Consider the following 24419-nt stretch of genomic DNA (forward strand, 5'->3'; position numbering starts at 1 on the left):
GGGGAATAGGCTGACCCCATGGCACAAGGCACCTACGTCGAGCCCAGCTACGAGCGGGACACCCGCTACATCACCGATCGCATCAGCCTCGGCGAGGGCGACTGGCCCGTCGAACCGGGTCGTTACCGCCTCGTCGCGGCGCGGGCCTGCCCGTGGGCGAACCGGACGATCATCGTGCGCCGACTGCTCGGTCTCGAGGACGTCATCTCGTTGGGCATCCCCGGCCCGACGCACGACTCCGACTCGTGGACCTTCGACCTCGACCCGGGTGGTCTCGACCCGGTGCTCGGCATCCCGCGCATCAAGGACGCCTACGAGAAGCGCCAGCCGGGCTACCCGCGCAGCATCACCGTGCCGGCCATCGTCGACGTCCCGACCGGGCAGGTCGTCACCAACGACTTCGCCCAGATCACGCTGGACTTCTCCACCCAGTGGACCCAGCACCACCGCGCCGGCGCGCCCGACCTGTACCCCGAGGCCCTGCGCGCCGAGATCGACGAGGTCAACAAGCGCGTCTACACCGAGGTCAACAACGGCGTGTACCGGTGCGGGTTCGCCGGCACCCAGGAGGCCTACAACGACGCCTACGACCGCCTGTTCACCGCGCTGGACTGGCTCGAGGAGCGACTGTCCACGCAGCGCTACCTCGTCGGCGACACGATCACCGAGGCCGATGTGCGGCTGTTCACCACCTTGGCGCGCTTCGATCCGGTGTACCACGGGCATTTCAAGTGCAACCGCTCCAAGCTCGCCGAGATGCCGGTGCTGTGGGCCTACGCCCGCGACCTGTTCCAGACCCCGGGCTTCGGCGACACGACCGACTTCGTGCACATCAAGTCGCACTACTACGAGGTGCACCGCGACATCAACCCGACCGGGATCGTGCCGAAGGGCCCGAACCTGGCGAACTGGGGGACCGCCCACGGGCGTGAGGCCCTCGGTGGCCGGCCCTTCGGTGACGGCACCCCGCCCGGCGCGCCGAGCGAGGCCGAGCGCGTGCCGGTCGAGCACAATCCGCTGCTCGACGACCGCGGCCTGGTGCGTCAGCCGGGCAACTGAGCCCCACGGTCCTCCGCTTCGCGTGCCCTGACACGCGAAGCGGAGGACGCGGGGAAGGCCCTCAGTCCTTGCTGGTCTCGCCGGGCAAGGCGAGCATCTGGTCCAGCGCGACCCGAGCCCAGTGGGCGGTGTCGTCGTCGACATGGATCGGGTTGACCACCCGCCCGTCGACGAGCGACTCCAAAGCCCACACCAGGTGCGGCAGGTCGATGCGGTTCATCGTCGAGCAGTAGCACACGTTCTTCTCCAGGAACGAGATCTGCTGCTCCGGGTGCTGCTGCGCGAGCCGCTTGACGAGGTTCAGTTCGGTGCCGACGACCCACTTCGTGCCCGGTGCGGCGGCCTCGATCGTGCGGATGATCTTCTCGGTCGAGCCGACCTCATCGGCGGCCGCGACGACGTCGTTGCGGCACTCCGGATGCACGATCACCTTGACCCCGGGAATCTCACGACGGGCCGCCTCGACGGCATCGAGCGTGAAGCGGCCATGCACGGAGCAGTGCCCGCGCCACAGGATCATCCGCGCGGACTCGACCTGTTCGCGCGTCAGCCCACCGTTCGGCTTGTGGGGGTCGAACACGACGCAGTCGTCCAACGAACCGCCGAGGTCACGCACCCACGTGTTGCGCCCGAGGTGCTGGTCGGGCAGGAAGAGCACCTTGCCGGTGCCCTGCAGCCGGTCGCTCGCCGCGTTCTCGGAGTCGCCGTTCGCCTTGGCCATCGCCCAGGTCAGGGCGGTCCTGGCGTTGGACGAGGTGCACACGGTGCCGCCGTGGCGCCCGGTGAACGCCTTGATCGCGGCCGAGGAGTTCATGTACGTGACCGGGATGGTCTGCTCGGCCACACCGAGCTCCGCCAAGGTGTCCCAGGCATCCTCGACCTGGGCGATCTGGGCCATGTCCGCCATCGAACACCCGGCAGCCAGGTCGGGCAGGATCACCGTCTGCTCGTCACTGGTGAGGATGTCGGCCGACTCGGCCATGAAGTGCACGCCGCAGAAGACGATGTACGGCGCCTCGGGTCGCGCGGCGGCCTGCTTGGCGAGCTTGAACGAGTCTCCGGTGGTGTCGGCGAACTCGATGACCTCGTCACGCTGGTAGTGGTGACCGAGCACGAAGACCGTGTCGCCCAGGGCCGCCTTGGCCGCCCGCGCCCGTTCGACCAGGGCGGGATCGGAGGCCGGCGGGAGGTCGCCGGGACACTCCACCCCGCGCTCGGAGGACAGGTCGGTTCCGCGTCCCAAGGCCAGCAGCGGCAGGGGAGCGGCAGGATTCGCGGTCGAGGTACTCACCCGTGCATGGTCCCATGGCCCACCGACATGCGGCTAGGGAGTGGTGACTGCAAGGATCAACCCATGCACGCGGTCCTGCGCTTCCTCGCCGAGGAACCACTTCTGTTGTTGATGCTGCTGCTCGCCGTGGGCTCCGCCTTCGGCGCCCTGCGCTTCCGGTCGATCGGTCTGGGGCCGGCCGCCGTCCTGTTCTCCGCCGTCGCCCTCTCCAGCCTCGCCGCGACGTACGACATCGACCTGACGATCCCCGCCGAGGTCGGCACGCTGGGGTTGGTGCTGTTCACCTATACCGTCGGCATCGTCTCGGGCCCGAGCTTCTTCTCGTCCCTGCGCCGCGGCTGGAAACCGATGCTCATGGTCGTCGGGGTGTTCGTCGCGGTCGGCGCCCTGGCACTGGGCCTGGGCCGAACCGCGCTCGGGCTGACCCCGGCGCAGATCGCCGGCACGTTCGCCGGCGCCCTGACCAACACCCCGGCCCTGGCCGCCGCGACCGAGGCCTCCGGTGACCCGGTCGGGCCGACGGTCGGGTACTCGTTGGCCTATCTCTTCGGGGTCATCGGGTCGCTCATCGTCGTCGGGCTGCTGCTGAGCCGTCGCGGCGACGCCGACAGTGGCCCGACCCCGCTGGTCAACGTCGTCGTCCGGGTTGACCGCACCCAGGCCATGGGCATCGAGGAGCTGCAGCGCCGACACGGCGGGCGGATCGTCGTGGCCCGCGTGCAACACGGCGAGGACAACCCGGTGATCATGGCCGAGGAGGGCGACGTGCTGCGCCGCAACGACCTGCTCACCGTGGTCGGCCCGCAGGACGAGGTCATGGAGGTCGTCGACGATCTCGGGCATCTGTCCTCCCACAACCTCAACCAGAGCCGTGACCTCGACTACCGACGGATCACCCTGTCGAACTCGAAGCTCGCCGGCCGCACCCTGGGGCAGCTCCAGCTCAACGAGAAGTTCCGGGCCAACGTCACCCGCGTGCGCCGCGGCGACATCGACTTCGTCGCCAACCGTGACTTCATCGTCCAGCTCGGCGATCGGCTGCGCGTCATCGCCCCCGCCGCGCGCATCCCGCAGATCAGCGCCCATCTCGGTGACTCCGAACGTGGGTTGTCCGACATCAACCCGATCGGTTTCGCGCTGGGTCTGGTCGTCGGAGTCGCGATCGGCCTGGTCGAGATCCCGGTGCCCGGTGGTGGTTTCGCCCTGGGCGAGGCCGCCGGCACCCTCATCGTCGGGCTGATCTTCGGGCGCCTGGGCCGCATCGGGCCGGTGGTGCTGTCCATGCCGCACTCCGCCGCGACGACCCTGTCGACGTTCGGCATGCTCACCTTCCTCGCCTACGCCGGCTCCCGCGCCGGGGGTGGATTCGTCGCGGCACTCTCCTCCGACCTCGGCTGGAAGGTGCTGCTGCTCGGATTCATCCTCACGAGCATCTCCGCGGGGCTCATCGCCGTCCTGGGCGCGCGCGTGCTGCGTATCGACCGCACGGAACTGGCGGGGATGATCGGCGGCGCGAACACCCAGCCCTCGGCGCTTGCCTTCGCCAACGAGCGCACCAACTTCGACCAGCGGGTCGGCGTGGGGTATGCCCTGGTGTATCCGGCGGCGATGGTCGCGAAGATTCTCATCGCGCAGATCCTCGCGGGGCTGTGATCGAACCTCGCGGAGCGGTGTTCGACGGCTCTGCGACGATGGCGGCGTGCATGTGCTCATCGCTCCCGACTGTTTCACCGGCACGCTCACCGCGGCCCAGGCCGCCCGGGCCATCGCGGACGGGTGGCGCCGGGGTGCCCCGCACGACGACCTGACGCTGGTGCCGTTGGCCGATGGCGGCACGGGCTTCATCGACGTGCTCCGCGCCGGGCTGGACGGGGAGGAACACCTCGTCACCGTGACCGACCCGCTGGGTCGGCCCGTGCCCGCGCCCCTGCTCGTCACCCGCGACGACGGTCGCACGACGGTGTGGATCGAGTCGGCCCAGGCCATCGGGCTGCACCTGCTCGCCGCCGGTGAACGCAACCCCGACGTCACGAGCAGCGCCGGCCTGGGTGACCTGCTGCTGGCCGCGCTCGATCTCTCCCCGAGCCGGATCGTCGTGGGGCTGGGTGGTAGTGCCACGAACGACGGTGGGGCGGGCCTGCTGGCCCGGCTCGGCGCCGGCGCGGATGCCCGCCTGACCGGCGGGGGAGCTGGCCTGCTGAATCTGCCCGACGATGCCCTGCCGGGTCTGCGTCAGGTGCGCGAGCGCTTCTCCGGCATCGATCTGGTCATCGCCTCGGACGTGGACAACCCGCTGTTGGGCCTTCAAGGTGCCAGCGCGACCTTCGCCGCGCAGAAGGGGGCCTCACCCCAGCAGGCGCAGGATCTCGAACGTGCCCTGGGCGCGTGGCACGACCGCGTCTCCAAGGCCCTGCCGCCGCCGACCGACCTGATGACCGGCCGCGCCCGGCGTTACGACCGTGAGCCGGGCGCCGGCGCCGCCGGTGGGGTCGGGTACGCGCTCATGGTCATCGGGGGCCGACTGCGCTCCGGTGTCGACCTCGTCATCGACGTGCTCGGCGTGGCGAGCGCCGCCGCAGCCGCCGATCTCGTCGTCACCGGCGAGGGCAGTTTCGACTGGCAGTCCCTGCACGGCAAGGTCGTCGCCGGTGTCGCGCAGGCCTGCCTTGAGGTCGGCACGCCGTGCATCGTCCTGGCCGGCCGGGTCGAACTGGGACGCCGCCAGGCGCAGAATCTCGGGCTCAGCGGTATGTACGCCGTGGCCGAGACCCCCGAGCAGGTCGAGGCCTCGCTGGCCGATCCGGTCGCCACGCTGACGACGCGGGCCGCTCGCATCGCCGGGACGTGGTCGCCGCGCCCGTGACGACGGCGACGTGACGTACGCTGCTGGGTACGGGCGGTTCGCCACACCGGATGACGGGCGCGGGAATGATCGCGATCCCCACGACGTTCACTCGGCAGAGTGCGCCCCGCACCACAACGACGTCCCAAACGGAGGGCCCAGATGAGCCTCGAGACCGAGAACACCACCCAGACCGACACGCACGGCGTCCTGCTCACCGACGTCGCGGCCGGCAAGGTCAAGTCACTCCTGGAGCAGGAGGGTCGTGACGACCTCCGCCTGCGCGTCGGCGTCCAGCCCGGCGGCTGCTCCGGCCTGATCTACCAGCTCTACTTCGATGAGCGCACCCTCGACGGTGACCTCGTGCGCGACTTCGACGGTGTCGAGGTCGTCGTCGACCGCATGAGCTCCCCTTACCTCGAGGGCGCGACCATCGACTTCGCCGACACGATCGAGAAGCAGGGCTTCACCATCGACAACCCCAACGCCGGCAGCTCCTGCGCCTGCGGTGACTCCTTCAGCTGATCGACACCTGACCGATGAACCGGTACGGCCGGCTCCCCACACGGGGAGCCGGCCGTACCGGTCTTCGTCGGTGTGGGTCTGCGTCGGGGTGTTCGGGCTGCCCATGGGTGGGGGATCACGTCTGCGGGTAGGTTTGGACGGTGCAGAAGACCGCCATCGCCGCCTCCATCGCCACCGACCACCTCATGACCTTCCGGGGCCGGTTCGCCGACTCGCTCATCGCCGAGCAACTCGATCGGATCTCCGTGTCCTTCCTCGCGGAGGAACTTCACATCCGTCGCGGCGGGGTCGGCGGCAACATCGCCTTCGGCATGGGGTCGCTGGGCCAGCACCCGATCCTCGTCGCCGCGGCCGGGCAGGACTTCGCCGACTACCGCTCGTGGCTCGAGCGCCACGGCGTCGACTGCGAGTCCGTGCGCATCTCCGACTCCCTGCATACGGCGCGTTTCGTGTGCACGACCGACGACGACCTCGCCCAGATGGCGACCTTCTACGCCGGGGCCATGGCAGAGGCCCGCGAGATCGAACTTCAGCCGGTGGCCGAGCGCGTCGGCGGTCTCGATCTCGTGCTCATCGGTGCCGACGCACCCGAGGCCATGCGCCGCCACACCGCGGAGTGTCGTGAGCGCGGCTTCCGCTTCATCGCCGACCCCTCCCAGCAGCTGGCCTACGGCGACGGCGAGTTGATCCGCAGCCTGGTCGAGGGCGCCGAGTACCTCCTGACCAACGAGTACGAATCGCACCTGACCGAGCAGAAGACCGGGTGGAGCGCGGCGGACATCGCGGCGCTCGTCCCGGTACGGGTCATCACCCGGGGCAAGGACGGGGCGACGATCCACGTGCGCGGCGAGGAGCCGGTGCAGGTGTCGGCGGCGCTCGTCGAGAACCCGGCGGACCCGACCGGGGTGGGGGATGCCTTCCGCGCCGGGTTCATCACCGGCCTGGCCACCGGCCTGAACCACGAGCGGTCGGCGCAACTCGGGTCGGTGCTCGCCGCGTTCTGCCTCGAGTCGGTCGGCACGCAGGAATACCGACTCGACCGCGGTGCCTTCCTCCAGCGGATCGCCGTGACCTACGGCGACGACGCCGCCGCCGAGATCGACCCGCACTTGGTCATCCACCGCAGCCACGACGGATCGACGGCGCTGCCCGTCGGTCCCTGACCACGACTCCACCGCCATGGCGTCCATCCACGGACCGGCCACGGGCGGGTTCATGCCCGGCGGCGGGGGATGGGCGCGGGGGTTTCTGCCCTACCCGCCCCGGGAGCCGGAGCCGTCACGGTGGTTGGTCCGACCCACGCGCGTCACGCCGGGGGACGACCTCGTCGCCCTGGGCGCCGACCTCGCGCCTGGCACCCTGCTCGAGGCCTACCGGAACGGTGTCTTCCCGATGGGCATCGGCGAGCACGGAGCTCCGCCGATCGGCTGGTGGTCACCCGACCCCCGCGGAGTGCTCTGGCCCGGGCATGTCAAGGTCTCCCGGTCGTTGCGCAAATCCGCCAGGCACTACCGCGTCAGCTCCGATGAGGCCTTCGACGCGGTGGTCGAGGCCTGCGCCGATCCCGCGCGCGAAGGCCGGTGGATCACCCCCGAGATTCAAGCGGCCTACGGTCACCTGCATCGACTCGGGTGGGCGCACAGCATCGAGGTCTGGGACGGCCCCGACCTCGTCGGTGGTCTTTACGGAGTGGCGCTCGGTGGGCTGTTCGCGGGGGAGTCGATGTTCCATCTGGCCCGGGATGCCTCGAAGGTGGCCCTGCTCGGCCTCGTCGCCGCGTTGACCGGGGACGGTGACCCCCGGCGGATCATCGACGTGCAGTGGGCCACCGACCATCTGAGAACCCTCGGTGTCACCGAGGTGTCCCGACGGCAGTACCTGACGCTGGTGCGCCGTGCCCTGCCCGCGCCCCAGGTCGACCTGGCCCGGTGGCCGGGGTGGGCGGTGGGCGACGGGTTCACCCCACCGTTGCGTTCAGCCTGAGGGTGTACCGACGCGCCTGCGGGTCGAGCTGCTCGGCCGCCAGGAACGTGTGCCCACGCATGCGGCACCAGGCCCGCACGTCGGCGTCGGCGGCCGGATCCGTGGCCCACAATTCCATGACCGTTCCGCCAGGCGCGGTCGCCGCGGCCCGGGCCAGGTCGATGATCGGCATCGGGCATCGAGTGCCGCGCGAGTCGACGATCCGAGTGCTCACAGATCCGTCACGCCCAACTCGGCCCGGCATTGGGCCACGACCTCCGGCAGCACGGCGCAGAACCTGGCCACGTCGGCGCTCAGGTCCGGGGCCGTGGCGGCGACCGGCAGGGTGATGCGGACGTTGCCCTGCGTCAACCGGCCCATGGCCGCGAGGACGTGGCTGGGCTCGAGGACGCTGGCGGTGCAGGCCGAGCCGGAGGACACCGCGAACCCGTGCCGGTCGAAGGCGTTGACCAACCGTTCTCCGTCGACGTAGAGCACGGAGAAGGTCAGTACGTGTGGCAGGGAGGCGTCGTCGCCGAGGGTCGGGTCGGGTCCGGCGACATCGACGTCGGGGATCGCCGCGGCGGTGGCGCGGATCCGGGCGATCAGATCCCGGGCCGCGGCCGCGTCGGCGGCACGCGTGTGGTTGACCTGTCGCCAGGCCTCCGCCGCAGCGAGCACCTGGGGTACCCAGGGCGTCTCGGTCGCGCGCCCGCGTTCGAGGAGCGACGTCGGGCCCGGGGGGAGGTAGCGCGTGCCTGGCCGCACGCCCAGCAGTCCGACTCCGGTGGGCCCGGCGAAGGAGGTCGCATCACCGACGATGACGTCGGTGTCGCGCGGAGTGGGCAGGCGCCCCAGCGAGGCGGTGGCGTCCACGAGCAACGGCACCCCGCTCTCGCGTGCTGCCCGCACACAGTCGTCCACGGGTTGGACGGTGCCCACCTCGGGATTGGCGTGCTGCAGGGCGGCCACCGCCACGCCGGGGCGCCCCATGGCGGTCGCGAACGCCTCCGCATCGACGCGGCCCACGTCGTCGACGGGCACGATTCCGGCGGCCGCCAGGTCCGCCTCGCCGCCGGCAGCGTGCTGCCCCCACGTGAGCACGGCACTGGCCTCGACCGCCGAGGCGACGAGGGACCGGCCGTGGCGCCGACGCGCATGGCCGAGCGCATCCAAGGCGCTGAGCAGGGCAGATGTCCCACCGGGCAGGAAACTCAGGTCCGCCGGAGCCACGCCGACGGCCACGGCGAGGATCTCGCGGGCCTGGTCGAGCAGGCGGCGGGCGCGACGGGATTCGGAGTGCAGCCGCGTCGGGTCGGCCCACCCGTCGTCCAGGGCCGCCCACAACGTCTCGCGGGCGGCCGGATGCATCGGTCCGGGAACGGCGTCGAGCACCGCCCGCGTGGGCGGAGCAGGTGCAAGGGGGGATTTCGGCGACACGTTGGTCAACCTACTCGGCCCACCTGCGCTCCGGTTCTGGGCTGCGGTACCGTGTCCTTCGTTCCGTCAGCCCCATCTCAGACTCGAAGAAGGTGCACGTTGCGTTCGCAAGAGCACACCTCACCACGCCGCTCCCGGCGGCGGCCCGTGATGACCGCAGCCCTGTTCGCCGTCGTGGCCGCGGCGCTCTCCGCGTGCGGCACCTCGGCCGTGCAGGGTGAGCTCAAGAACGGATACCTGCCGCACGGCGTCACCGACAACTCGCGTCTCGTCACCGACATCTGGGTCGGTTCGTGGATCGCCGCCCTCGCCGTGGGCGCGCTGGTCCTGGGCCTGACGTTCTGGTGCATGGCGGTCTACCGCAAGAAGAAGGACGACGACACCCTCCCGCCGCAGCTGCAGTACAACGTGCCGCTGGAGATCCTCTACACCGTCGTTCCGGTCCTCATGGTCACCGTGATCTTCTACTGGACGGCCAAGTTCGAGACCGACATCTACTCCACCGACAAGCCGGCCACCAACGTCGTCAACGTCGTGGGCAAGCAGTGGAGCTGGGACATCAACTACGTCTCCGGCAGTGCCCACACCGTCGGTGAGCACGCCCAGATGCGCGCCGGCAAGCCGGGTGTCGAGGCCACGCTGCCCACGCTCTACCTGCCGGTCAACGAGCGCACGGAGTTCCAGCTGACCTCCCGCGACGTCATCCACAGCTTCTGGGTGCCGCAGTTCCTGCAGAAGCTGGACATGATCCCGGGCCGCGTCAACATCATGCAGGTCACCCCCACCGAGGAAGGCACCTACAAGGGCAAGTGCGCCGAACTCTGCGGCGCCTACCACTCGCAGATGCTCTTCAACGTCAAGGTCGTCTCCCGCGCTGAGTACGACCAGTACATCAAGGACCTGAAGGCCAACGGCGGCGACGGACTGCTGGACAACGGCAACAACCGCATGCCGATCATCGAGAAGGACGAGCGCAAGCTCGAGAACACGGGGAGCAACTGAGATGACTCTCGTTCGTGAAGGCATGGTGCCCGCCTACGGCGGCGCCGCCGTCGGTGCCAAGCGGGAGCACTCGCTCGGCAAGCAGTTCGTCCGGTACATCACGGCCACCGACCACAAGGTCATCGGCAACCTGTACCTGATCTTCTCCTTCATCTTCTTCCTCATCGGCGGCGTCATGGCGCTGATCATCCGCGCCGAGCTGTTCCAGCCCGGTCTGCAGGTGGTGGACAACGCCGAGCAGTTCAACCAGCTGTTCACCATGCACGGCACGATCATGCTGCTGATGTTTGCGACGCCGAGCTTCTCCGGCTTCGCCAACGCGCTCATGCCGCTGCAGATCGGCGCGCCGGACGTGTCGTTCCCGCGTCTGAACATGTTCAGCTTCTGGCTCTACCTGTTCGGCTCCATCACCGCCTGCTTGGGCTTCCTGACCCCGCAGGGTGCGGCTGCCTTCGGCTGGACGGCCTACGCGCCGCTCTCGCGCCCGGAGTACTCGCCCGGCGTCGGCGGCGACCTGTGGGTCGTCGGCCTGATCCTGCTCGGCTTCTCGTCGATCTTCGGTGCGGTCAACTTCATCACCACGATCCTGACGATGCGCGCCCCCGGCATGACGATGTTCCGCGTCCCGGTGTTCACCTGGACCGTGCTCATCACCTCGGTGCTCGTGCTCATGGCCTTCCCGGTCCTGGCCGCCGCCCTGATCGGTCTGGCCTACGACCGTGAGTTCGGAGCGCACATCTTCAATCCCGCCAACGGCGGTCCGATCCTGTGGCAACACCTGTTCTGGTTCTTTGGCCACCCCGAGGTGTACGTCCTCGCGCTGCCGTTCTTCGGCATCATCTCCGAGATCATCCCGGTGTTCTCCCGCAAGCCGATCTTCGGGTACAAGACGCTCGTCTTCGCCACCGTCGCCATCGCGGCGTTGTCGGTGTCGGTGTGGGCCCACCACATGTACGTCACCGGTCAGGTGATGCTGCCGTTCTTCGCGATCATGACGATGCTCATCGCGGTGCCCACGGGCGTGAAGTTCTTCAACTGGATCGGCACGATGTGGGGCGGCAAGCTCTCGTTCGAGACCCCGATGATCTGGGCCCTCGGCTTCCTCGTGACGTTCCTCTTCGGTGGTCTGACCGGTGTCATCCTGGCCTCGCCGGCCATGGACACCCACGTGTCCGACACCTACTTCGTCGTCGCCCACTTCCACTACGTGCTCTTCGGCACGATCGTGTTCTCCTTCTTCGGTGGCCTGTTCTTCTGGTGGCCCAAGCTCACCGGCAAGATGCTCGACGAAGGCCTGGGCAAGCTGCAGTTCTGGCTGACGTTCATCGGCTTCCACGCGACCTTCCTCATCCAGCACTGGCTGGGCGTCGACGGCATGCCGCGTCGCTACGCCGACTACCTCCCCGAGGACGGCTTCACTCTCGCCAACCAGATCTCGACGGTCGGCTCGATCGTGCTCGGTCTGTCCTTCCCGGTGTTCGTCTACAACGTCTGGAAGACGCACCGCACGGCTGCCAAGGTCGAGGTCGATGACCCGTGGGGCTACGGCAACTCGCTCGAGTGGGCGACCTCCTGCCCGCCGCCGCGCCACAACTTCAACTCGATCCCGCGCATCCGTTCGGAGCGTCCGGCCTTCGACCTGCACCACCCGACCGCGGCGCCCCAGGTCGTCGCACCCCGAGAGGACTGAGCGAGACCCATGCAGACGTCGACCAAGCTGTTCGGCTTCCTGGCGGCCTTCTTCGCCATCGTGGGCGTGATCTACGTCTTCGCCACCCACGGATCGCACTACGGTGACGGCCTCGAGTGGGTCGGAGTCATGGGCTTCTTCTTCCTCGCCGGGATGATGGGGATGGTGTCCTACTACAACCACCTGACGAAGAAGTCGATCGGCGCCTCGCCCGACGACGACCCGCACGGTGAGATCTCGGCCTATGAGGGCGAGTACGGCGTGTTTGCGCCCCACTCGTGGATGCCCTTGTGGGTCGGTTTGGCTGCGACCGTGGCCGTGATCGGCTTCGCCGTCGGCTGGTGGCTGTTCTTCATCGCCGCGTTCTTCGGTGTCGTGGCCCTGGTCGGGTGGGTGTTCGAGGCGTTCCACGGGGAGCACTCGCTCTGACCCGGACACGGATGGCATTTCCCTGATCAGGGGCCGGTGTGGCGACACACCGGCCCCTGATTCGATTTGGTTTCGGACCCGCCGCCGTGCGACAGTCATGAGGCATCCACCCGTATCGTGGGTGGTCAAGGGCGAGTCGGCGGGGGGCCGATCCACCCGCCACGGTTCTTCGGCGGGCGGAGGATCGTGACGAAGGGAATGTGCGTGAGCAGCAGGCTGATTGGGGCAGTGGCGGTGGTCGTGGCCGGCGCCGTGCTCGTCACCGGGTGCACCACCGGGGCGAATGAGCCAGTGGCCGCTGCTCGACCGGGGGCGAGCAGTGCCTCGTCGACCCCGACCCAGCCGGCCGCACGGATCTCCGTCAACGTCGCCGATGGTGCCTCCGCCGTGCCGAGCACCACCCGACTCAAGGTCACCGTCGCCGATGGTCGCATCGACCATGTCGACGTGCGCACCGCCGAGGGCGAGACGGTGCCCGGCACGGCCTCCGGCGTGGCGTGGACCGCCGAGGCGGGTCACCTCCTGACGCCCAGCACGACCTACACGGTGACCGCTCGGGCGAGCAACCCCGCCGGTCAGGCCACCACGACAACGTCCACGTTCACGACGTTCACCCCCGCCGTCGACGCGTCCTACATGCTCCCGTACGGCGGCGACACCACCTACGGCACCGGCATCGCCCCGACGGTGCAGTTCGACAGCGCCGTGACCTCGGAGAAGTTCCGGCAGGAGGTCGAGCGCCGCGTCTCGGTCACCACCACCCCGAAGCAGGAGGGTGCTTGGGGGTGGCTGGACAACCGGCAACTCATGTGGCGCCCCAAGGAGCCGTTCACACCCGAGACGAAGGTCACGCTGACCGCCGATCTCGCGGGGGTCCAGACGGGCGCCGACAAGTTCGTCACCACCGACCGGGACACGGCGTTCACCATCGGGCGCGATCGACGCTCCTACGTCGACATCTCGGGGCACCAGATGACCGTGACCGAGGGCGGAAAGACCCTGCGTCGGATTCCGGTCAGCAACGGCCGGCCGACGCCGAAGTCGGAGACCCGTACCGGGACGAAGGTCATCATCGAGAAGGCCGCCGACATCACCATGGATTCCTCCACGGTCGGGACACCCGAGGGGCAGCCGGGGTACTACAAGATCGACACCAAGTACAACCTGCGCGTGACGTGGACGGGCGAGTTTCTGCACTCCGCGCCCTGGTCCGTGGGGGCGCAGGGCGTCGCCAACGTCACCAACGGGTGCGTCAACATGTCGCCCGAGCAGGCCAAGTGGATGTTCGACACCTCGCTGATCGGTGACATCGTCACGTTCACCGGGTCGAACCGTCGGATGAAACCGACGGACGGTCTGGGGGTCTGGGAGTTCTCGTGGGCCCAGTGGAAGCAGCAGTCCGCGCGGGCCCGTTGAGCTGTCAGCCCCAGCCGAGTTCGTGGAGTCGCTGGTCGTCGATGCCGAAGTGATGGGCGACCTCGTGCACGACGGTCACGCGGATCTGGCGAACCAATTCGGCGCGTGACCGGCTCAGACGCTGGAGAGGCCCCCGGAAGATCGTGATGCGGTCGGGCAGCACGCCGGCGAAGCCGTACCCCCGTTCGGTCAGGGGCACACCCTCGTAGAGCCCCAGCAGGGTGCCGCCGTGGCCGTGCGTGTGCTGGCCCACCTGTTCGGCGCTCGGTTCGTCGTCGATGAAGATCGCGACGTTCTCCATCTGGTCCAACAACTGGCTCGGGATGCTGTCCAGGGCATCGCCGACGGCAGCGTCGAACTCCTCCTCGCTGAGCGAGATCATGGCCGCTCCGTCGTCGGGCGGGCGGGTGTCGGAGTCCGGGGGCGGCTGCGCTCCGACCAGACGTGCCATTGCCAGAGGGACTGGCCGACGACGAGGAACACCAGCGAGGTCAGGGCCAGCGTCAGGGCCGACCCCGTCACGACGGGCACGACCAGGCCGGCCAGCACCGCCATGAGGATGATCTGGATGAAGCTCGCCATCGACGACGCCGCGCCCCGGCTGTGGGGGAACATGTTGAGGATGACGAGCTGGAAGATCGGGAACGCCATGCCCGTGCCGAAGCCGATGCCGACCGGCCCGATCACCGCCCACGGCAGCTGGGCGGCCGTCGCCGGCAGGCTTGCCAGCCCGACGTTGAGCACGGCCGCGATCAGCCCGACCACCTGGCCGGTGAGCACGACGCGGTGGGGCGACCACACCTCGGAGAGACGGCCGTTGAGGAACGAACCGAGGACCATGCCGCCGACCATGGGCACGAAGAACATCCAGAAGTCCTGCTCACCCTTGCCGAGGATGTCGACGATGAAGATCGGCGCGGCGACGACGTAGAGGATCTGCGCGGAGAAACTCAGGGCGCTGGCCCACGCCACGCGCTGGAAACGCCAGTCGCGGGCGACGAGGAGGACCTGACCGAGGATCGACCCCGGGTGAAACGGATGCCGGTCCTGGGGCGGCAGCGACTCCGGCAGCCGGAACAGCACGAGCGTGGCGGCGAGCAGCCCGAAGGCCGCAAGGAACCAGAAGATCCCCTGCCAGGGCCCGATGAGAAGCAACCATCCGCCGATCACCGGGGCCATGGCCGGCGCGATGCCGAAGATCACCATGATCAGGCTCATCAGACGCTGGGCGGCCGGGCCGCGGAACAGGTCGGTGACGACCGTGCGCGAGACGATGGCGCTGCCGCCGGCGCTGGCCCCCTGGACGGCCCGGAAGACGAGAAGCCACGTGAGGTTGGGGGAGAGCGCGCAGGCGATGGAGGCCAGTGCGTACACCACGCCGCTGCCGATGAGGACCGGGCGTCGACCCACGGCGTCCGAGATCGGGCCGTGGAAGAGGCTCATGACCGCGAAGGCGATGAGGTAGACGCTGACGACCTGTTGCAGGGCAGCCGCGTCGACACCGAACTCCGTGCGCATCTGGGCGAAGGCGGGGAAGGGTGTGTCGATGGTGAACGGACCGACCATGCCGAGGATCGCCAGGATGAGCGCGAGGCCCAGGGAGGCCCGGTGCGGGGTGCGGGCAGGGGAGTGGTCGGTCACCCTTGGCATGGTGTCACGCTGCCAGACTGGGCCCATGAGTGGTCCACGGAGTACGGCGGGGGGAGCGAGCGCGCCTCCGCGCCTGAGCATTCGGGTGCGGCCGGGTGGGTCACGGACGCGCGTCGGTGGTCGCTGGGGCGACGATGACCAACCCGGGGGAGTGGCGTTGGGGGTGACGGTCACCGCTCGGGCCGTTGACGGAGCGGCGAACGCGGCCGTGTGCGACGCCCTCGCGGCAGCCCTGGGGGTACGGCGACGACAGGTCCGGATCGTCGCGGGGGCCCGCTCCCGCAGCAAGGTCGTCGAGATCGACGATGCCCCGGCCGACCTGTCCGAGGTCGTGGCGCGGTTGCTGGACTCCTGACGACGTAGGGTCGGCCAAACCCTGGGCGCACAGCAACGGGCCGCCACCCCCGGCAGGGGAGTGGCGGCCCGTTGACGACCAGACAGAGGTCAGTGCTTCTCGGCTGCCTCGATCTGCTCGCGCGGCTCGGCGGACGCCTCGATGACCTCGTGGGTCTCGTGGTCGTGGTGCGCCGCCTCCAGCTCGGCCGGGGTGACCGGGTTGATCGAGTCCTGGAAGTAGAACCGGGAGAACGCTGCGCGGGCCTTGCTGACCTTGCGGCCCGAACCGGCCACGCCGGGGGTGTCCGAGCCGGTCTCGCCCTCGAGGAGCGGGTAGGTCGGCTCGTAGCTGACGTAGTGCCAGCGGTCGTACTCGTTGAGTGGCTCGTGCAGCTCGGAGAAGCCACCCTCGGCCGACTGCATGAGACGCGAGGTCTCGCGGCCGTGGAGGACCTTCTCGCGGTCGGCGCGCTGCAGCGAGATGCAGATGCGCTTGACGGCCCAGAACACCAGCGGCGGCAGGACGAAGATCAACACCTGGTAGGTCCGGGTGATGTCGTTGATCGACAGGTGGAGCTTGATCGCCATGATGTCGTTGCTGGTCGTGAACATCAGGATGCCGTAGGCGGTCAGGGCGGCAGCGCCCAGGCCGGTGCGCACCGGAGCGTTGCGCGGGCGGTCGAGCAGGTGGTGCTCGCGCTTGTCACCGGTCACCCAGGCCTCGAGGAACGGGTAGGCGCCCTGGATGATGAAGACCAGCGGCAGCAGCACCAAGGCGCCGAGCATGACGTTCAGGCTGAGCGTGAAGCTCCCGAGATCCAGTTCGAGCCAGCCGGGCAACAGGCGCAGCGCGCCATCGGCGAAGCCCATGTACCAGTCCGGCTGGGCGCCGGCGGTCGTGGCGTTCGGATCGTATGGTCCATGCACCCAGATCGCGTTGATCGTGAAGAACGTCGAGATCAGGGTCAGGATGCCGAAGACGGTGAAGAAGAAGCCCGTCTGCTTCGCGGCGTAGATCGGCAGCACCGGGTAGCCGACGACGTTCTTCTCGGTCTTGCCGGGCCCGGGGTACTGCGTGTGCTTGTGCACCATGACGAGCACGACGTGCGCGATCGCCAGACCCAGCAGGAGCGCCGGAATGAGCAGGATGTGGACCGAGTACAGACGCGGCATGATGTCGGTGCCGGGGAACGTCCCGCCGAAGATGAAGTAGACGAGGTACGAACCGATGACGGGCGTCGTGATGGTGAAGCCCTGCATGGCGCGCAGACCGGTACCCGAGAGCAGGTCGTCCGGCAGGGAGTAGCCGGCGAAGCCCTCGACGATGGCCAGGAGCGACAGGACGGTGCCGAGCACCCAGTTGAGCTCACGCGGCTTGCGGAACGCGCCGGTGAAGAAGACGCGGAACATGTGCACGTTCAGGGAGACGATGAACAACAGCGCCGCCCAGTGGTGAAGCTGGCGGATCAGCAGGCCGCCCTTGATGTCGAACGAGATGTCCAGCGCAGACGCGTAGGCCCGGGACATCTCCACGCCCTGCAGCGGCACGTAGGAGCCGTTGTAGACGGTGTGGGCCATGGACGGGTCGAACCAGAAGGTCAGGAAGACACCGGTGAGCAGCGCGATGAGCATCGAGAACAGCGCGACCTCACCGATCATGAAGCTCCAGTGGTCCGGGAAGACCTTCTTCATGAGGTACTTGATGCCGGGGGCGGCGCCGGTACGGTCGTCGATCCAGGCGGTCAGGCCATCGACCTGGCGCGGTGCCGGCTGGTCGGCCTCACGCAGCCGGTCGGCCGGACGCGGGGTGGATGCGGTGGTGCTCATCAGTCACGCTCCCAGAAGCTCGGGCCAACGGGCTCCATGAACGGCTGAGCCGCGATCAGGTACCCCTCGTCGTCGACGGTGATCTTCAACTGCGGCAGCGGGCGCTTGGCCGGGCCGAAGATGACCTTGCAGTCCTGCGTCACGTCGAAGGTCGACTGGTGGCAGGGGCACAGCAGGTGGTGCGTCGTCTGCTCGTACAGGCCGACCGGGCAGCCGACGTGGGTGCAGATCTTCGAGTACGCGACGATGCCGTCGTGGCCCCAGTCGCGCGCCTTGCGGCCGAGGTCGTTGTCGGCGAAGTCGCCCGGGTCGAGGCGCATGACGATGACCGAGGACTTCCCCTTCTCCTCGAGCACGTGGTCGTGCAGGTCGAGCAGACCCTCCGGCTGCACGTGGAACACGGAGCCGATGGTGACGTCGGAGGCCTTGATCGGACGGTTCTCCGGGTCGAGGACGAGGCGGGGAGCCGAGAAGGTGCGCTTGCCGTTCTCGTCGGGCAGACCGGACCACGCGGAGACGTACAGGTCGTCCTTCGGCAGCGGGCCGAGGGAGCCGACGAGCTGCACGAGGATCGGCAGGGAGACCAGACCGAGGGCACCGCCGAGGCTGTACTTGATCAGCGGGCGCCGGTTGATCTGGCTGCCCTCGACACCCTTGACGAAGGTGTCGGCCAGCTCGGCGCGCTGCTCGTCGGAGGACGCGAGGTGGTGGCGCGACTCGACGATCTCCTCGCCGGGCATCAGGGTGCGCGACCAGTGCAGCACGCCCAGGCCGATGCCGAGCAGGCCCAGCGCCAGGCCGGCCCCGAGGAGCAGGTGCGTCGTGCTCATGACGCCGACCCCGGGGAACCAGTTGCGGGCGTCGACGCCGAAGGTGAAGTAGCCGACCAGGAACAGGATCGAGCCGATGATCGACAGGGTGAAGAGGCCGGCGATCTGGCGCTCGGCACGCTTGGCCGCGGCCTCGTCGATGTCGGTCAGGCGGGGGGTGTGCGGGGGCAGACCCGGGTTCTCGAAAGCCTCCGGGTAGCCACCTTCGCCGTGGATGTGCCCCTGGTCGAGGCGCACAGCGTCGGCGTCGCTGGTCCCGGTCGGGACCACCTCCGCCGAAGGCTGGTTCTGCTCGTTCATCGTCGTTCCTGTCGTCCGTGAAGGCGGTTCAAGTGTGGGAGGTCAGTTGGCGCGCGACGCGGCCCAGACGGCAGCGGCCACCATCAGACCCATACCGAAGATCCAGGCGAACATGCCCTCGGGAACCGGCCCGTAGCCGCCGAGGCTCTGGCCGCCGGTGGAGGCGTGCTCCTGGGTCTGCTGGACGTAGGCGATGATGTCGCGCTTCTCGTCCGGGGTGATGTTGTTGTCGTTGAACACCGGCATGCTCTGCGGGCCGGTCTGCATGGCCTCGTAGATGTGCTTCGGCTCGACGTTCTTCAGGCCCGGGGCGTACTTGCCGCGGGTCAGGGCGCCACCGGCACCGGCGGAGGAGTGGCACATGGCGCAGTTGACGCGGAAGAGTTCGCCACCCTTGCCGGCGTCACCCTTGGAGGCGTCGATCTGGTCGGCGGTCGGCGAGGACGGGCCGGGCGCGAGCGAGGCGACGTAGGCGGCCATGGCGTCGATCTGGTCCTGGTCGAACATCTCGGTCTTGATGCGCGGGGCCTGCGGGCCGGGGGCGACCATCGGCATGCGACCGGTGCCGACCTGGAAGTCGACGGCGGCGGCACCGACACCCACCAGGCTCGGGCCGTCCGGGGTGCCCGTGGCCTGGACACCGTGGCAGGTCGAGCAGTTGGACTCGAACAGCTTGCGGCCGTCCTCGATCTGGGAGGCGCTGCCGTTGGCCGCGGTCGCCTGCTTCGGCGCCAGCGCCGCGTACACCGAACCGGTGATCAGAAGGCCGATCAGGAGCAGCAGCACGAGTGCGGCCGGGTGCCGGCGTGAGGTCAGGGCTTTCACGAGTGGTTCCTTCTCGGTCGTGGGGGAAGCAGGCGGGGCGTCGGGCGCCGGGTCACTTGAGGATGTAGATGGCGAAGAACAGGCCGATCCACACCACGTCGACGAAGTGCCAGTAGTACGAGGTCACGACGGCGCCGACCCGCTGGTGGTGGCTGTACGTGTGCGACGTGTACGTGCGGGCGATGATCAGCAGGAACGCGATCAGACCGCCGGTGACGTGGATGCCGTGCAGGCCGGTGGTCAGGAAGAAGACCGAGCCCCACGGGTCGGAGGCGATCGACACGCCCTCGGAGAAGAGGGTGGCGTACTCGAAGACCTGACCGGCGACGAAGACCGCGCCGAAGATGTAGGTCAGGATGTACCACTCGCGCATGCCCCAGCCGCCGATGTTCAGCAGGGATCCGGTGCGCGCCTTCTGGCCGTGCTCCGCCTTCAGGACCCCCAGCTGGCACCAGACCGACGAGATCACCAGCAGCAGCGTGTTGAACGCCGCGAACGGGATGTTCAGCATCGCGGTGCGCTCCGCGAAGATCGCCGGCTCGAGTGCGCGGATCGTGAAGAGGATCGCGAAGAGTCCGGCAAAGAACATCAGCTCGCTGGAGAGCCAGACGATGGTGCCAACCGCTGCCATGTGCGGTCGGGTCGCTGGACCCATCGAGGGGGCTGCCGCCAAGAGCCCGGTGTTGTCTGAGTGAGCGGTCGTTGCTGTGGCCACGGGTGGGATTATGCCGTTAAGCGAGACGTTGTGACACCCGACCCCCCCAAAGAGGTCCGAATCGTTCCACTTTGTGACGCAGGTAGCATCGGGTCCATGACCGCTGCCTCGCCCTCTTCCGCGCCGCAACTCGCCGGCGGTGCCGCGCCCGCGCACCAGGTGTCCATCCTCCTGTACAGCGACGACCTCTCCACCCGCGACACCGTCCGGGCGGCCGTGGGTCGTCGTCCGGCCCGCGACGTCGAGGTGACGACGTGGAAGGAGTGCGCCACGCCGGCCGCGGCCACTGAGGCGGTGGAGGCCGGTGGCTGGGATCTGCTCATCCTCGACGGCGAGACCTCCCCGATCGGGGGAATGGGGCTGAACCGCCAGCTGCAGGCCGAGGTCACCGACTGCCCGCCGGCGATCATCCTCACCGGCCGGGTGCAGGACAACTGGTTGGCGACCTGGTCGCTGGCCGCCGAGGCCGTCCCGATGCCGATCGACCCGGTGACGCTGGCCGACGCCGTCGCCCGGGTCGCCCGCGGCGAGATCGCCTGATGGTGACGGAGCAGACCTACTCCTGGCCGGTGGTCATCACCTCCCTCATCAAGGGGGAGGACCTGAGTTTCGAGGCCGCCGCGTGGGCCATGGACCGGATCTTCTCGGGCGAGGCCTCGCCCGCCCAGGTCGCCGGCTTCCTGACGACGCTGGCGGCCAAGGGCGAGACGGTCGCGGAGCTTCGTGCCCTCGCCGACGTCATGCTCAGTCATGCCCGCACGATCGACGTCGAGGGGGAGACGGTCGACATCGTCGGCACCGGGGGTGACTTCCACCAGTCCGTCAACATCTCGTCGATGGCCTCGGTCATCGTCGCCGCCACGGGCCGGCGGGTCGTCAAGCACGGTAACAGGGCGGCCTCGTCGAAGTCGGGCAGCGCCGATGTGCTCGAGGCGCTGGGGATCAACCTCACGCTCACCCCCGATCAGGTCGAGCAGGTGGCCGCCGACGCCGGCATCACGTTCTGCTTCGCCCAGACCTTTCATCCGGCGATGCGTCACGCGGCCGAGGCCCGCCGGGATCTCGGCGTCGCGACGGCGTTCAACATCCTCGGGCCCCTGACCAACCCCGCGCGGCCGACGTACGCCCTGATCGGCTGTGCCAAGGAGCCGGTCGCGCCGATCATGGCGGGCGTCTTCGCCGATCGCGGCAGCGACGCGGTGGTCTTCCGCGGCGACGACGGCCTCGACGAGTTGACCATCGCCACGACCTCGCACCTGTGGTGGGTCGCGCAGGGGGCGATCACCGAGCACACCCTCGCCCCGGAGGACGTGGGCCTGACCCGCCACCCGCTCGAGACACTGCGTGGCGGAGACGCCGTGTACAACGCCGACGTGGCACGCCGCGTATGGGCGGGCGAGACCGGGCCGATCCGCGACGCGGTCGTCCTCAACGCGGGCATCGCGCTGGCCCTGGCCGATGCCAAGGGCACGCCGGTCGACGATCCGATCGTGGCGTTGCGCGCCGGAATGGACGCGGCCGAAGAGACCATCGACTCCGGCGCGGCGACCGCCCAGATGGAGCGGTGGGCGCAGGTCAGCACCGCCCTGGGGCAGTAGGACACCGGGCGCCGGCATGACGCCGTTGTGGACCGCGGTCGGCTTCGTCGTCAACACGGCGCTCCTGTATGCCATGACCCGCCGGTTGATCGGCATTCCGGTCGGCTGGTTCCGCACGCTCGTCGTCGCGATCATCCTCACCAGCGGCATGAGCCGCTTCCTCATCCTGACCAGCGAGGGCCTGGGGCTCCCGACACAGGCCGACGCCCTCTCCGGGCGGGACGGCATCGTCGTCGGGCTCGTCTTCGTGCTCATCACCGCGTGGGGCGTGGCCCTGGGCGTGGGTGCCCTCGTCCTGCTCGAGGCGGTCCTCCCGACCGGCGCGGTGCCCTCCCTGCTCGATGTCGTGCGCGACCTGCCGGCGCGTCGCCGGCGCAGTGTGCGTTACGGGCAGTTCACGGCCATCGCCGTGCGCCACGGACTGGGGGGCTTCCTGCGGGCCGGCTCCCGGCCGCCCGACGAGTCCGAGCGCGCGCTCCTGGGTCGACGGTTGCGGTTGGCGTTCACCGACGCCGGAGTGACGTTCGTCAAGCTCGGCCAGATGCTCGCCACGCGGGTCGACCTGGTCGGCACGGACCTGGCCCGGGAGCTCGGTCGGCTCCAGTCCGACAACCGGGCCGAGGACTGGACCCAGATCGAGGCCACGCTGCGCGACGAACTCGGCGAGGACTGGCGCGCCCAGTTCGCCTCCTTCGATGAGGTGCCCCTGGCGGCGGCTTCCGTCGGACAGGTCCACCGCGCCGTGCTCACCGACGGCACCCCGGTCGTGGCCAAGGTCCAGCGCGCCAGCGCCGCGCAACAGGTCCGCGCCGACCTCGACATCCTCGTGCGGATGGCCCGGTGGCTCGACCGGACGACCGACTGGGGCCCCACGCTGGGCGTCCGCTCGCTCGTCGCAGGGTTCGCCGCGAGCCTCGAGGAGGAACTCGACTACCGCGTCGAGGCGGCCAACGCCGCCGGGGTCGCGGCCTCGACGGGTCAGGGGAGCGAGTCCCCGGTGCGGGTGCCCGCGACCTACCCGGCCCTGAGTTCGGCGCGAGTCCTGGTCATGGAGGAGGTACACGGGACTCCGCTGTCGCGACCCGGCGCCGCGGACCATCTCGACGCCGCCACGCGAACCCGGCTCGCGGACGCGCTGCTCGGCAGTGTCATGGCGCAGGTCCTGCAGACCGGGGTCTTCCACGCCGATCTGCACGCCGGCAACGTCCTGCTCGAGGACCGACCGGAGGGGAGCCGCATCGCGCTGCTCGACTTCGGCGCGGTCGGTCGCCTCGACCGCACCGCGCGGGAGGCCATCGGCCGGCTGCTCTACGCCGTGGACCGGGGCGACGCCGTCGGCGCGGTCGATGCCCTCTGCGACGTGCTCGACCCGCCACCCGAACTCGACGACCGCGCCTTGGAGCGCGAGGTGGGAGCGGTGATCACCCGAGTGCAGGGTGGGGTGGCCGGCACCTCGACGATCTTCGGCGACCTCTTCACGATGGTGGTGCGGCACGGCTTCACGGTGCCCCCGCAGATCGCCGCGGCGTTCCGTGCCCTGGGCGCGTTGGAGGGCACCCTGACCGTCCTGAACCCGGACATCGACATCATCGTCGCGGCCCGCGCCGCCGGAGCGGACCACATCGGGACGCGACTGCGCCCCGGCCAACTCCGGGCCACGCTGGAGGAGCAACTCGTCCACATGGTCCCGATCCTGCAACGCCTCCCGCGGCGCCTCGACGGCATCGCCGCCACGATCCAGGGCGGGGACGCGCAACTGCGACTGCGGTGGCTCTCGCACCCGGAGGATCGTGCCTTCATCACCGGCGTCGTCCATCACCTCGTCATCACGACTTTGGCGGCCGTACTGGCGATCTGCGGGGTCGTGCTCATGGTCGCCGACGGTGGTCCGGCGTTGACGCCGACGCTGGGCCTGCTGCCGGTCCTGGGCAGCACGCTGTTCCTCTTCGCGTTCGTGCTGGGCGCCCGGGCCTTGGCGTTGGTCTTCCGCTCGTCCCGATGATGGCCGGAGCGCGGTCGCGTCGGCCGTCGCGGGAGGGCTGCGGACGGCGGTCTGCTGGGCCCTACTCCTCGATCCCGAGCGCGAACGCGGCCTCGAGGTCGTGCTGGCTGTATGCGCGGAACGCGATGTGAGTCGAGGTGTCGAGGATGCCGGGGACCTTGTTGATCCGGTCGGCGATGACGTCGGCGAGTTCCTCGTGGCGACGGACGCGCACCATGGCGATGAGGTCGACGTCACCGGCCACCGAGTACACCTCGGTCACACCCGGGATGTCGGCCACCTCCTGAGCGACCTCGGGGATGCGGTTGACGTCGGCAGAGACCAGAACAATGGCGGTGATCACACGCGCCAGCCTATGCGAAGCCCACGGCCGGTCGTTGGGGGAGCCCGAACTCGGCGCGGGTGCGCACGGCGCCGGCGCCACCGACCGGGCAGTCCCACCGGCCGTCGAGGTGCACCAGGCGCACGCCGTGGGCCTCGAGCCAGCGCAATACCTTCTCCGTCTCCTCGGGGCTCGCCGCTCCGGTGGGAGACGTCGGCGCCGCGACGACCTCGGCCGACGCCCGCAGCGCCTCGACGTACGGCATCGGGTCGGCGCCACGGGGCGCGGCCGTCGAGCCGGCCAACCGGCCGTACCGGACGCAGATGACCTCCCAGCCGCCCAGGGCGTTGCGGCGGGG

24 protein-coding genes and 1 pseudogene are annotated in these 24419 nt (G+C 69.4%); 14 read left to right on the plus strand and 11 right to left on the minus strand.

Annotation, left to right across the window (positions count from 1 at the left end; genetic code table 11):
- The first annotated feature begins 18 nt into the window (after positions 1-18).
- On the plus strand, positions 19-1059 hold the full coding sequence (locus KD1_RS05365) for a glutathione S-transferase family protein (RefSeq protein WP_068398596.1): 1041 nt from the start codon (positions 19-21) through the stop codon (positions 1057-1059).
- A gap of 61 nt (positions 1060-1120) precedes the next feature.
- Here the strand turns inward: KD1_RS05365 and nadA are convergent, their stop codons facing one another.
- The gene (gene nadA / locus KD1_RS05370) at positions 1121-2350 is read right to left on the minus strand and encodes a quinolinate synthase NadA (protein ID WP_068398600.1); all 1230 of its coding nucleotides are present in this window, start codon (positions 2348-2350) and stop codon (positions 1121-1123) included.
- A gap of 63 nt (positions 2351-2413) precedes the next feature.
- On the opposite strand from nadA, the gene KD1_RS05375 reads away from it, so the two are divergent.
- The 5 genes from KD1_RS05375 (at position 2414) to aat (ending at position 7700) form a co-directional block, all read left to right on the plus strand.
- A complete protein-coding gene (locus KD1_RS05375) occupies positions 2414-4003 on the plus strand; it encodes an aspartate:alanine exchanger family transporter (RefSeq protein WP_068398604.1) in 1590 nt (529 codons plus the stop codon).
- A gap of 46 nt (positions 4004-4049) precedes the next feature.
- Positions 4050-5213: a glycerate kinase family protein gene (locus tag KD1_RS05380; RefSeq protein ID WP_068398608.1), complete on the plus strand. Its 1164-nt coding sequence runs from the start codon at positions 4050-4052 to the stop codon at positions 5211-5213.
- 141 nt (positions 5214-5354) lie between these two features.
- Entirely contained in the window at positions 5355-5717 is a 363-nt protein-coding gene (locus KD1_RS05385; RefSeq protein ID WP_068398612.1) for a HesB/IscA family protein, read from the plus strand.
- A gap of 185 nt (positions 5718-5902) precedes the next feature.
- Complete coding sequence (locus tag KD1_RS05390; RefSeq protein WP_068398656.1) at positions 5903-6880, plus strand: carbohydrate kinase family protein; 978 nt, start codon at positions 5903-5905, stop codon at positions 6878-6880.
- A gap of 52 nt (positions 6881-6932) precedes the next feature.
- Complete coding sequence (gene aat / locus KD1_RS05395) at positions 6933-7700, plus strand: leucyl/phenylalanyl-tRNA--protein transferase (protein ID WP_068398659.1); 768 nt, start codon at positions 6933-6935, stop codon at positions 7698-7700.
- On the opposite strand, the gene KD1_RS05400 is transcribed toward aat, so the two are convergent.
- Both KD1_RS05400 and KD1_RS05405 read right to left on the minus strand, forming a co-directional pair.
- Positions 7675-7914, minus strand: a complete 240-nt coding sequence (locus tag KD1_RS05400) for a sulfurtransferase TusA family protein (RefSeq protein ID WP_245627287.1) — start codon at positions 7912-7914, stop codon at positions 7675-7677. The two genes, aat and KD1_RS05400, sit on opposite strands and share 26 nt — an antisense overlap.
- Entirely contained in the window at positions 7911-9119 is a 1209-nt protein-coding gene (locus KD1_RS05405) for a cysteine desulfurase family protein (RefSeq protein WP_245627288.1), read from the minus strand. The genes KD1_RS05400 and KD1_RS05405 overlap by 4 nt, the downstream gene beginning before the upstream one ends.
- Before the next feature lie 150 nt (positions 9120-9269).
- On the opposite strand from KD1_RS05405, the gene ctaC reads away from it, so the two are divergent.
- From ctaC to KD1_RS05425, 4 genes are all read left to right on the plus strand, one after another.
- Entirely contained in the window at positions 9270-10121 is an 852-nt protein-coding gene (ctaC, locus tag KD1_RS05410; protein ID WP_068398662.1) for an aa3-type cytochrome oxidase subunit II, read from the plus strand.
- 1 nt (position 10122) lies between these two features.
- Positions 10123-11811 (plus strand): aa3-type cytochrome oxidase subunit I, encoded by a 1689-nt coding sequence (gene ctaD / locus KD1_RS05415; RefSeq protein WP_083542132.1) that lies wholly within the window; start codon positions 10123-10125, stop codon positions 11809-11811.
- 9 nt (positions 11812-11820) lie between these two features.
- Positions 11821-12240 (plus strand): cytochrome c oxidase subunit 4, encoded by a 420-nt coding sequence (locus tag KD1_RS05420; protein ID WP_068398622.1) that lies wholly within the window; start codon positions 11821-11823, stop codon positions 12238-12240.
- Between the two features lie 198 nt (positions 12241-12438).
- On the plus strand, positions 12439-13656 hold the full coding sequence (locus tag KD1_RS05425) for a L,D-transpeptidase (protein ID WP_068398625.1): 1218 nt from the start codon (positions 12439-12441) through the stop codon (positions 13654-13656).
- Between the two features lie 4 nt (positions 13657-13660).
- Here KD1_RS05425 and KD1_RS05430 read toward each other — a convergent pair whose 3' ends face one another.
- Together KD1_RS05430 and KD1_RS05435 are read right to left on the minus strand one after the other, a co-directional pair.
- On the minus strand, positions 13661-14038 hold the full coding sequence (locus KD1_RS05430; protein ID WP_174521095.1) for a metallopeptidase family protein: 378 nt from the start codon (positions 14036-14038) through the stop codon (positions 13661-13663).
- Positions 14035-15297 (minus strand): multidrug effflux MFS transporter, encoded by a 1263-nt coding sequence (locus KD1_RS05435; RefSeq protein WP_245627289.1) that lies wholly within the window; start codon positions 15295-15297, stop codon positions 14035-14037. Before KD1_RS05435 ends, KD1_RS05430 begins: the two co-directional genes overlap by 4 nt.
- Before the next feature lie 34 nt (positions 15298-15331).
- Between KD1_RS05435 and KD1_RS05440 the strand changes: the two genes are divergently transcribed.
- Positions 15332-15661, plus strand: a complete 330-nt coding sequence (locus tag KD1_RS05440; RefSeq protein ID WP_068398628.1) for a DUF167 domain-containing protein — start codon at positions 15332-15334, stop codon at positions 15659-15661.
- Positions 15662-15750: 89 nt separating this feature from the next.
- On the opposite strand, the gene qcrB is transcribed toward KD1_RS05440, so the two are convergent.
- From qcrB to ctaE, 4 genes are read right to left on the minus strand one after another with little or no spacing between them, the layout of a single operon-like run.
- A complete protein-coding gene (gene qcrB, locus KD1_RS05445) occupies positions 15751-17469 on the minus strand; it encodes a cytochrome bc1 complex cytochrome b subunit (RefSeq protein ID WP_068398632.1) in 1719 nt (572 codons plus the stop codon).
- Positions 17469-18599, minus strand: coding sequence for a cytochrome bc1 complex Rieske iron-sulfur subunit (gene qcrA / locus KD1_RS05450; RefSeq protein ID WP_068398635.1), 1131 nt, complete (start codon positions 18597-18599; stop codon positions 17469-17471). Before qcrA ends, qcrB begins: the two co-directional genes overlap by 1 nt.
- 42 nt (positions 18600-18641) lie before the next feature.
- Positions 18642-19424: a cytochrome bc1 complex diheme cytochrome c subunit gene (qcrC, locus tag KD1_RS05455; protein WP_068398639.1), complete on the minus strand. Its 783-nt coding sequence runs from the start codon at positions 19422-19424 to the stop codon at positions 18642-18644.
- A gap of 52 nt (positions 19425-19476) precedes the next feature.
- Positions 19477-20079, minus strand: coding sequence for an aa3-type cytochrome oxidase subunit III (gene ctaE / locus KD1_RS05460; RefSeq protein WP_068398674.1), 603 nt, complete (start codon positions 20077-20079; stop codon positions 19477-19479).
- A gap of 156 nt (positions 20080-20235) precedes the next feature.
- Here ctaE and KD1_RS05465 point away from each other — a divergent pair, with 156 nt between their 5' ends.
- From KD1_RS05465 to KD1_RS05475, 3 genes are read left to right on the plus strand one after another with little or no spacing between them, the layout of a single operon-like run.
- Complete coding sequence (locus KD1_RS05465; RefSeq protein ID WP_068398642.1) at positions 20236-20679, plus strand: DNA-binding transcriptional response regulator; 444 nt, start codon at positions 20236-20238, stop codon at positions 20677-20679.
- Positions 20679-21737 (plus strand): anthranilate phosphoribosyltransferase, encoded by a 1059-nt coding sequence (gene trpD, locus KD1_RS05470; RefSeq protein ID WP_068398646.1) that lies wholly within the window; start codon positions 20679-20681, stop codon positions 21735-21737. The genes KD1_RS05465 and trpD overlap by 1 nt, the downstream gene beginning before the upstream one ends.
- 16 nt (positions 21738-21753) lie before the next feature.
- Complete coding sequence (locus KD1_RS05475; RefSeq protein ID WP_068398649.1) at positions 21754-23739, plus strand: ABC1 kinase family protein; 1986 nt, start codon at positions 21754-21756, stop codon at positions 23737-23739.
- 61 nt (positions 23740-23800) lie between these two features.
- Here KD1_RS05475 and KD1_RS05480 read toward each other — a convergent pair whose 3' ends face one another.
- Together KD1_RS05480 and KD1_RS16790 are read right to left on the minus strand one after the other, a co-directional pair.
- Positions 23801-24082 (minus strand): Lrp/AsnC family transcriptional regulator, encoded by a 282-nt coding sequence (locus KD1_RS05480; protein ID WP_068398653.1) that lies wholly within the window; start codon positions 24080-24082, stop codon positions 23801-23803.
- Between the two features lie 10 nt (positions 24083-24092).
- Positions 24093-24419: pseudogene (locus KD1_RS16790) on the minus strand (DEDD exonuclease domain-containing protein); the annotation flags it as partial.

This window comes from Kribbia dieselivorans NBRC 106261 (assembly GCF_001552435.1).
In the GTDB taxonomy this organism is placed as follows: domain Bacteria; phylum Actinomycetota; class Actinomycetes; order Actinomycetales; family Dermatophilaceae; genus Kribbia; species Kribbia dieselivorans.

Bases quoted from the DNA above. Each gene is read 5' to 3' on its own strand.
- KD1_RS05420 (WP_068398622.1), top strand. From the start codon at position 11,821: ATGCAGACGTCGACCAAGCTGTTCGGCTTCCTGGCGGCCTTCTTCGCC.
- KD1_RS05375 (WP_068398604.1), top strand. From the start codon at position 2,414: ATGCACGCGGTCCTGCGCTTCCTCGCCGAGGAACCACTTCTGTTGTTG.
- KD1_RS05425 (WP_068398625.1), top strand. From the start codon at position 12,439: ATGTGCGTGAGCAGCAGGCTGATTGGGGCAGTGGCGGTGGTCGTGGCC.
- qcrB (WP_068398632.1), bottom strand. From the start codon at position 17,469: ATGAGCACCACCGCATCCACCCCGCGTCCGGCCGACCGGCTGCGTGAG.
- KD1_RS05430 (WP_174521095.1), bottom strand. From the start codon at position 14,038: ATGATCTCGCTCAGCGAGGAGGAGTTCGACGCTGCCGTCGGCGATGCC.
- ctaE (WP_068398674.1), bottom strand. From the start codon at position 20,079: ATGGGTCCAGCGACCCGACCGCACATGGCAGCGGTTGGCACCATCGTC.
- ctaC (WP_068398662.1), top strand. From the start codon at position 9,270: ATGACCGCAGCCCTGTTCGCCGTCGTGGCCGCGGCGCTCTCCGCGTGC.
- KD1_RS05440 (WP_068398628.1), top strand. From the start codon at position 15,332: ATGAGTGGTCCACGGAGTACGGCGGGGGGAGCGAGCGCGCCTCCGCGC.
- KD1_RS05465 (WP_068398642.1), top strand. From the start codon at position 20,236: ATGACCGCTGCCTCGCCCTCTTCCGCGCCGCAACTCGCCGGCGGTGCC.
- KD1_RS05385 (WP_068398612.1), top strand. From the start codon at position 5,355: ATGAGCCTCGAGACCGAGAACACCACCCAGACCGACACGCACGGCGTC.
- KD1_RS05390 (WP_068398656.1), top strand. From the start codon at position 5,903: ATGACCTTCCGGGGCCGGTTCGCCGACTCGCTCATCGCCGAGCAACTC.
- KD1_RS05475 (WP_068398649.1), top strand. From the start codon at position 21,754: ATGACGCCGTTGTGGACCGCGGTCGGCTTCGTCGTCAACACGGCGCTC.
- ctaD (WP_083542132.1), top strand. From the start codon at position 10,123: ATGACTCTCGTTCGTGAAGGCATGGTGCCCGCCTACGGCGGCGCCGCC.
- KD1_RS05365 (WP_068398596.1), top strand. From the start codon at position 19: ATGGCACAAGGCACCTACGTCGAGCCCAGCTACGAGCGGGACACCCGC.
- qcrA (WP_068398635.1), bottom strand. From the start codon at position 18,599: ATGAACGAGCAGAACCAGCCTTCGGCGGAGGTGGTCCCGACCGGGACC.
- trpD (WP_068398646.1), top strand. From the start codon at position 20,679: ATGGTGACGGAGCAGACCTACTCCTGGCCGGTGGTCATCACCTCCCTC.
- aat (WP_068398659.1), top strand. From the start codon at position 6,933: ATGCCCGGCGGCGGGGGATGGGCGCGGGGGTTTCTGCCCTACCCGCCC.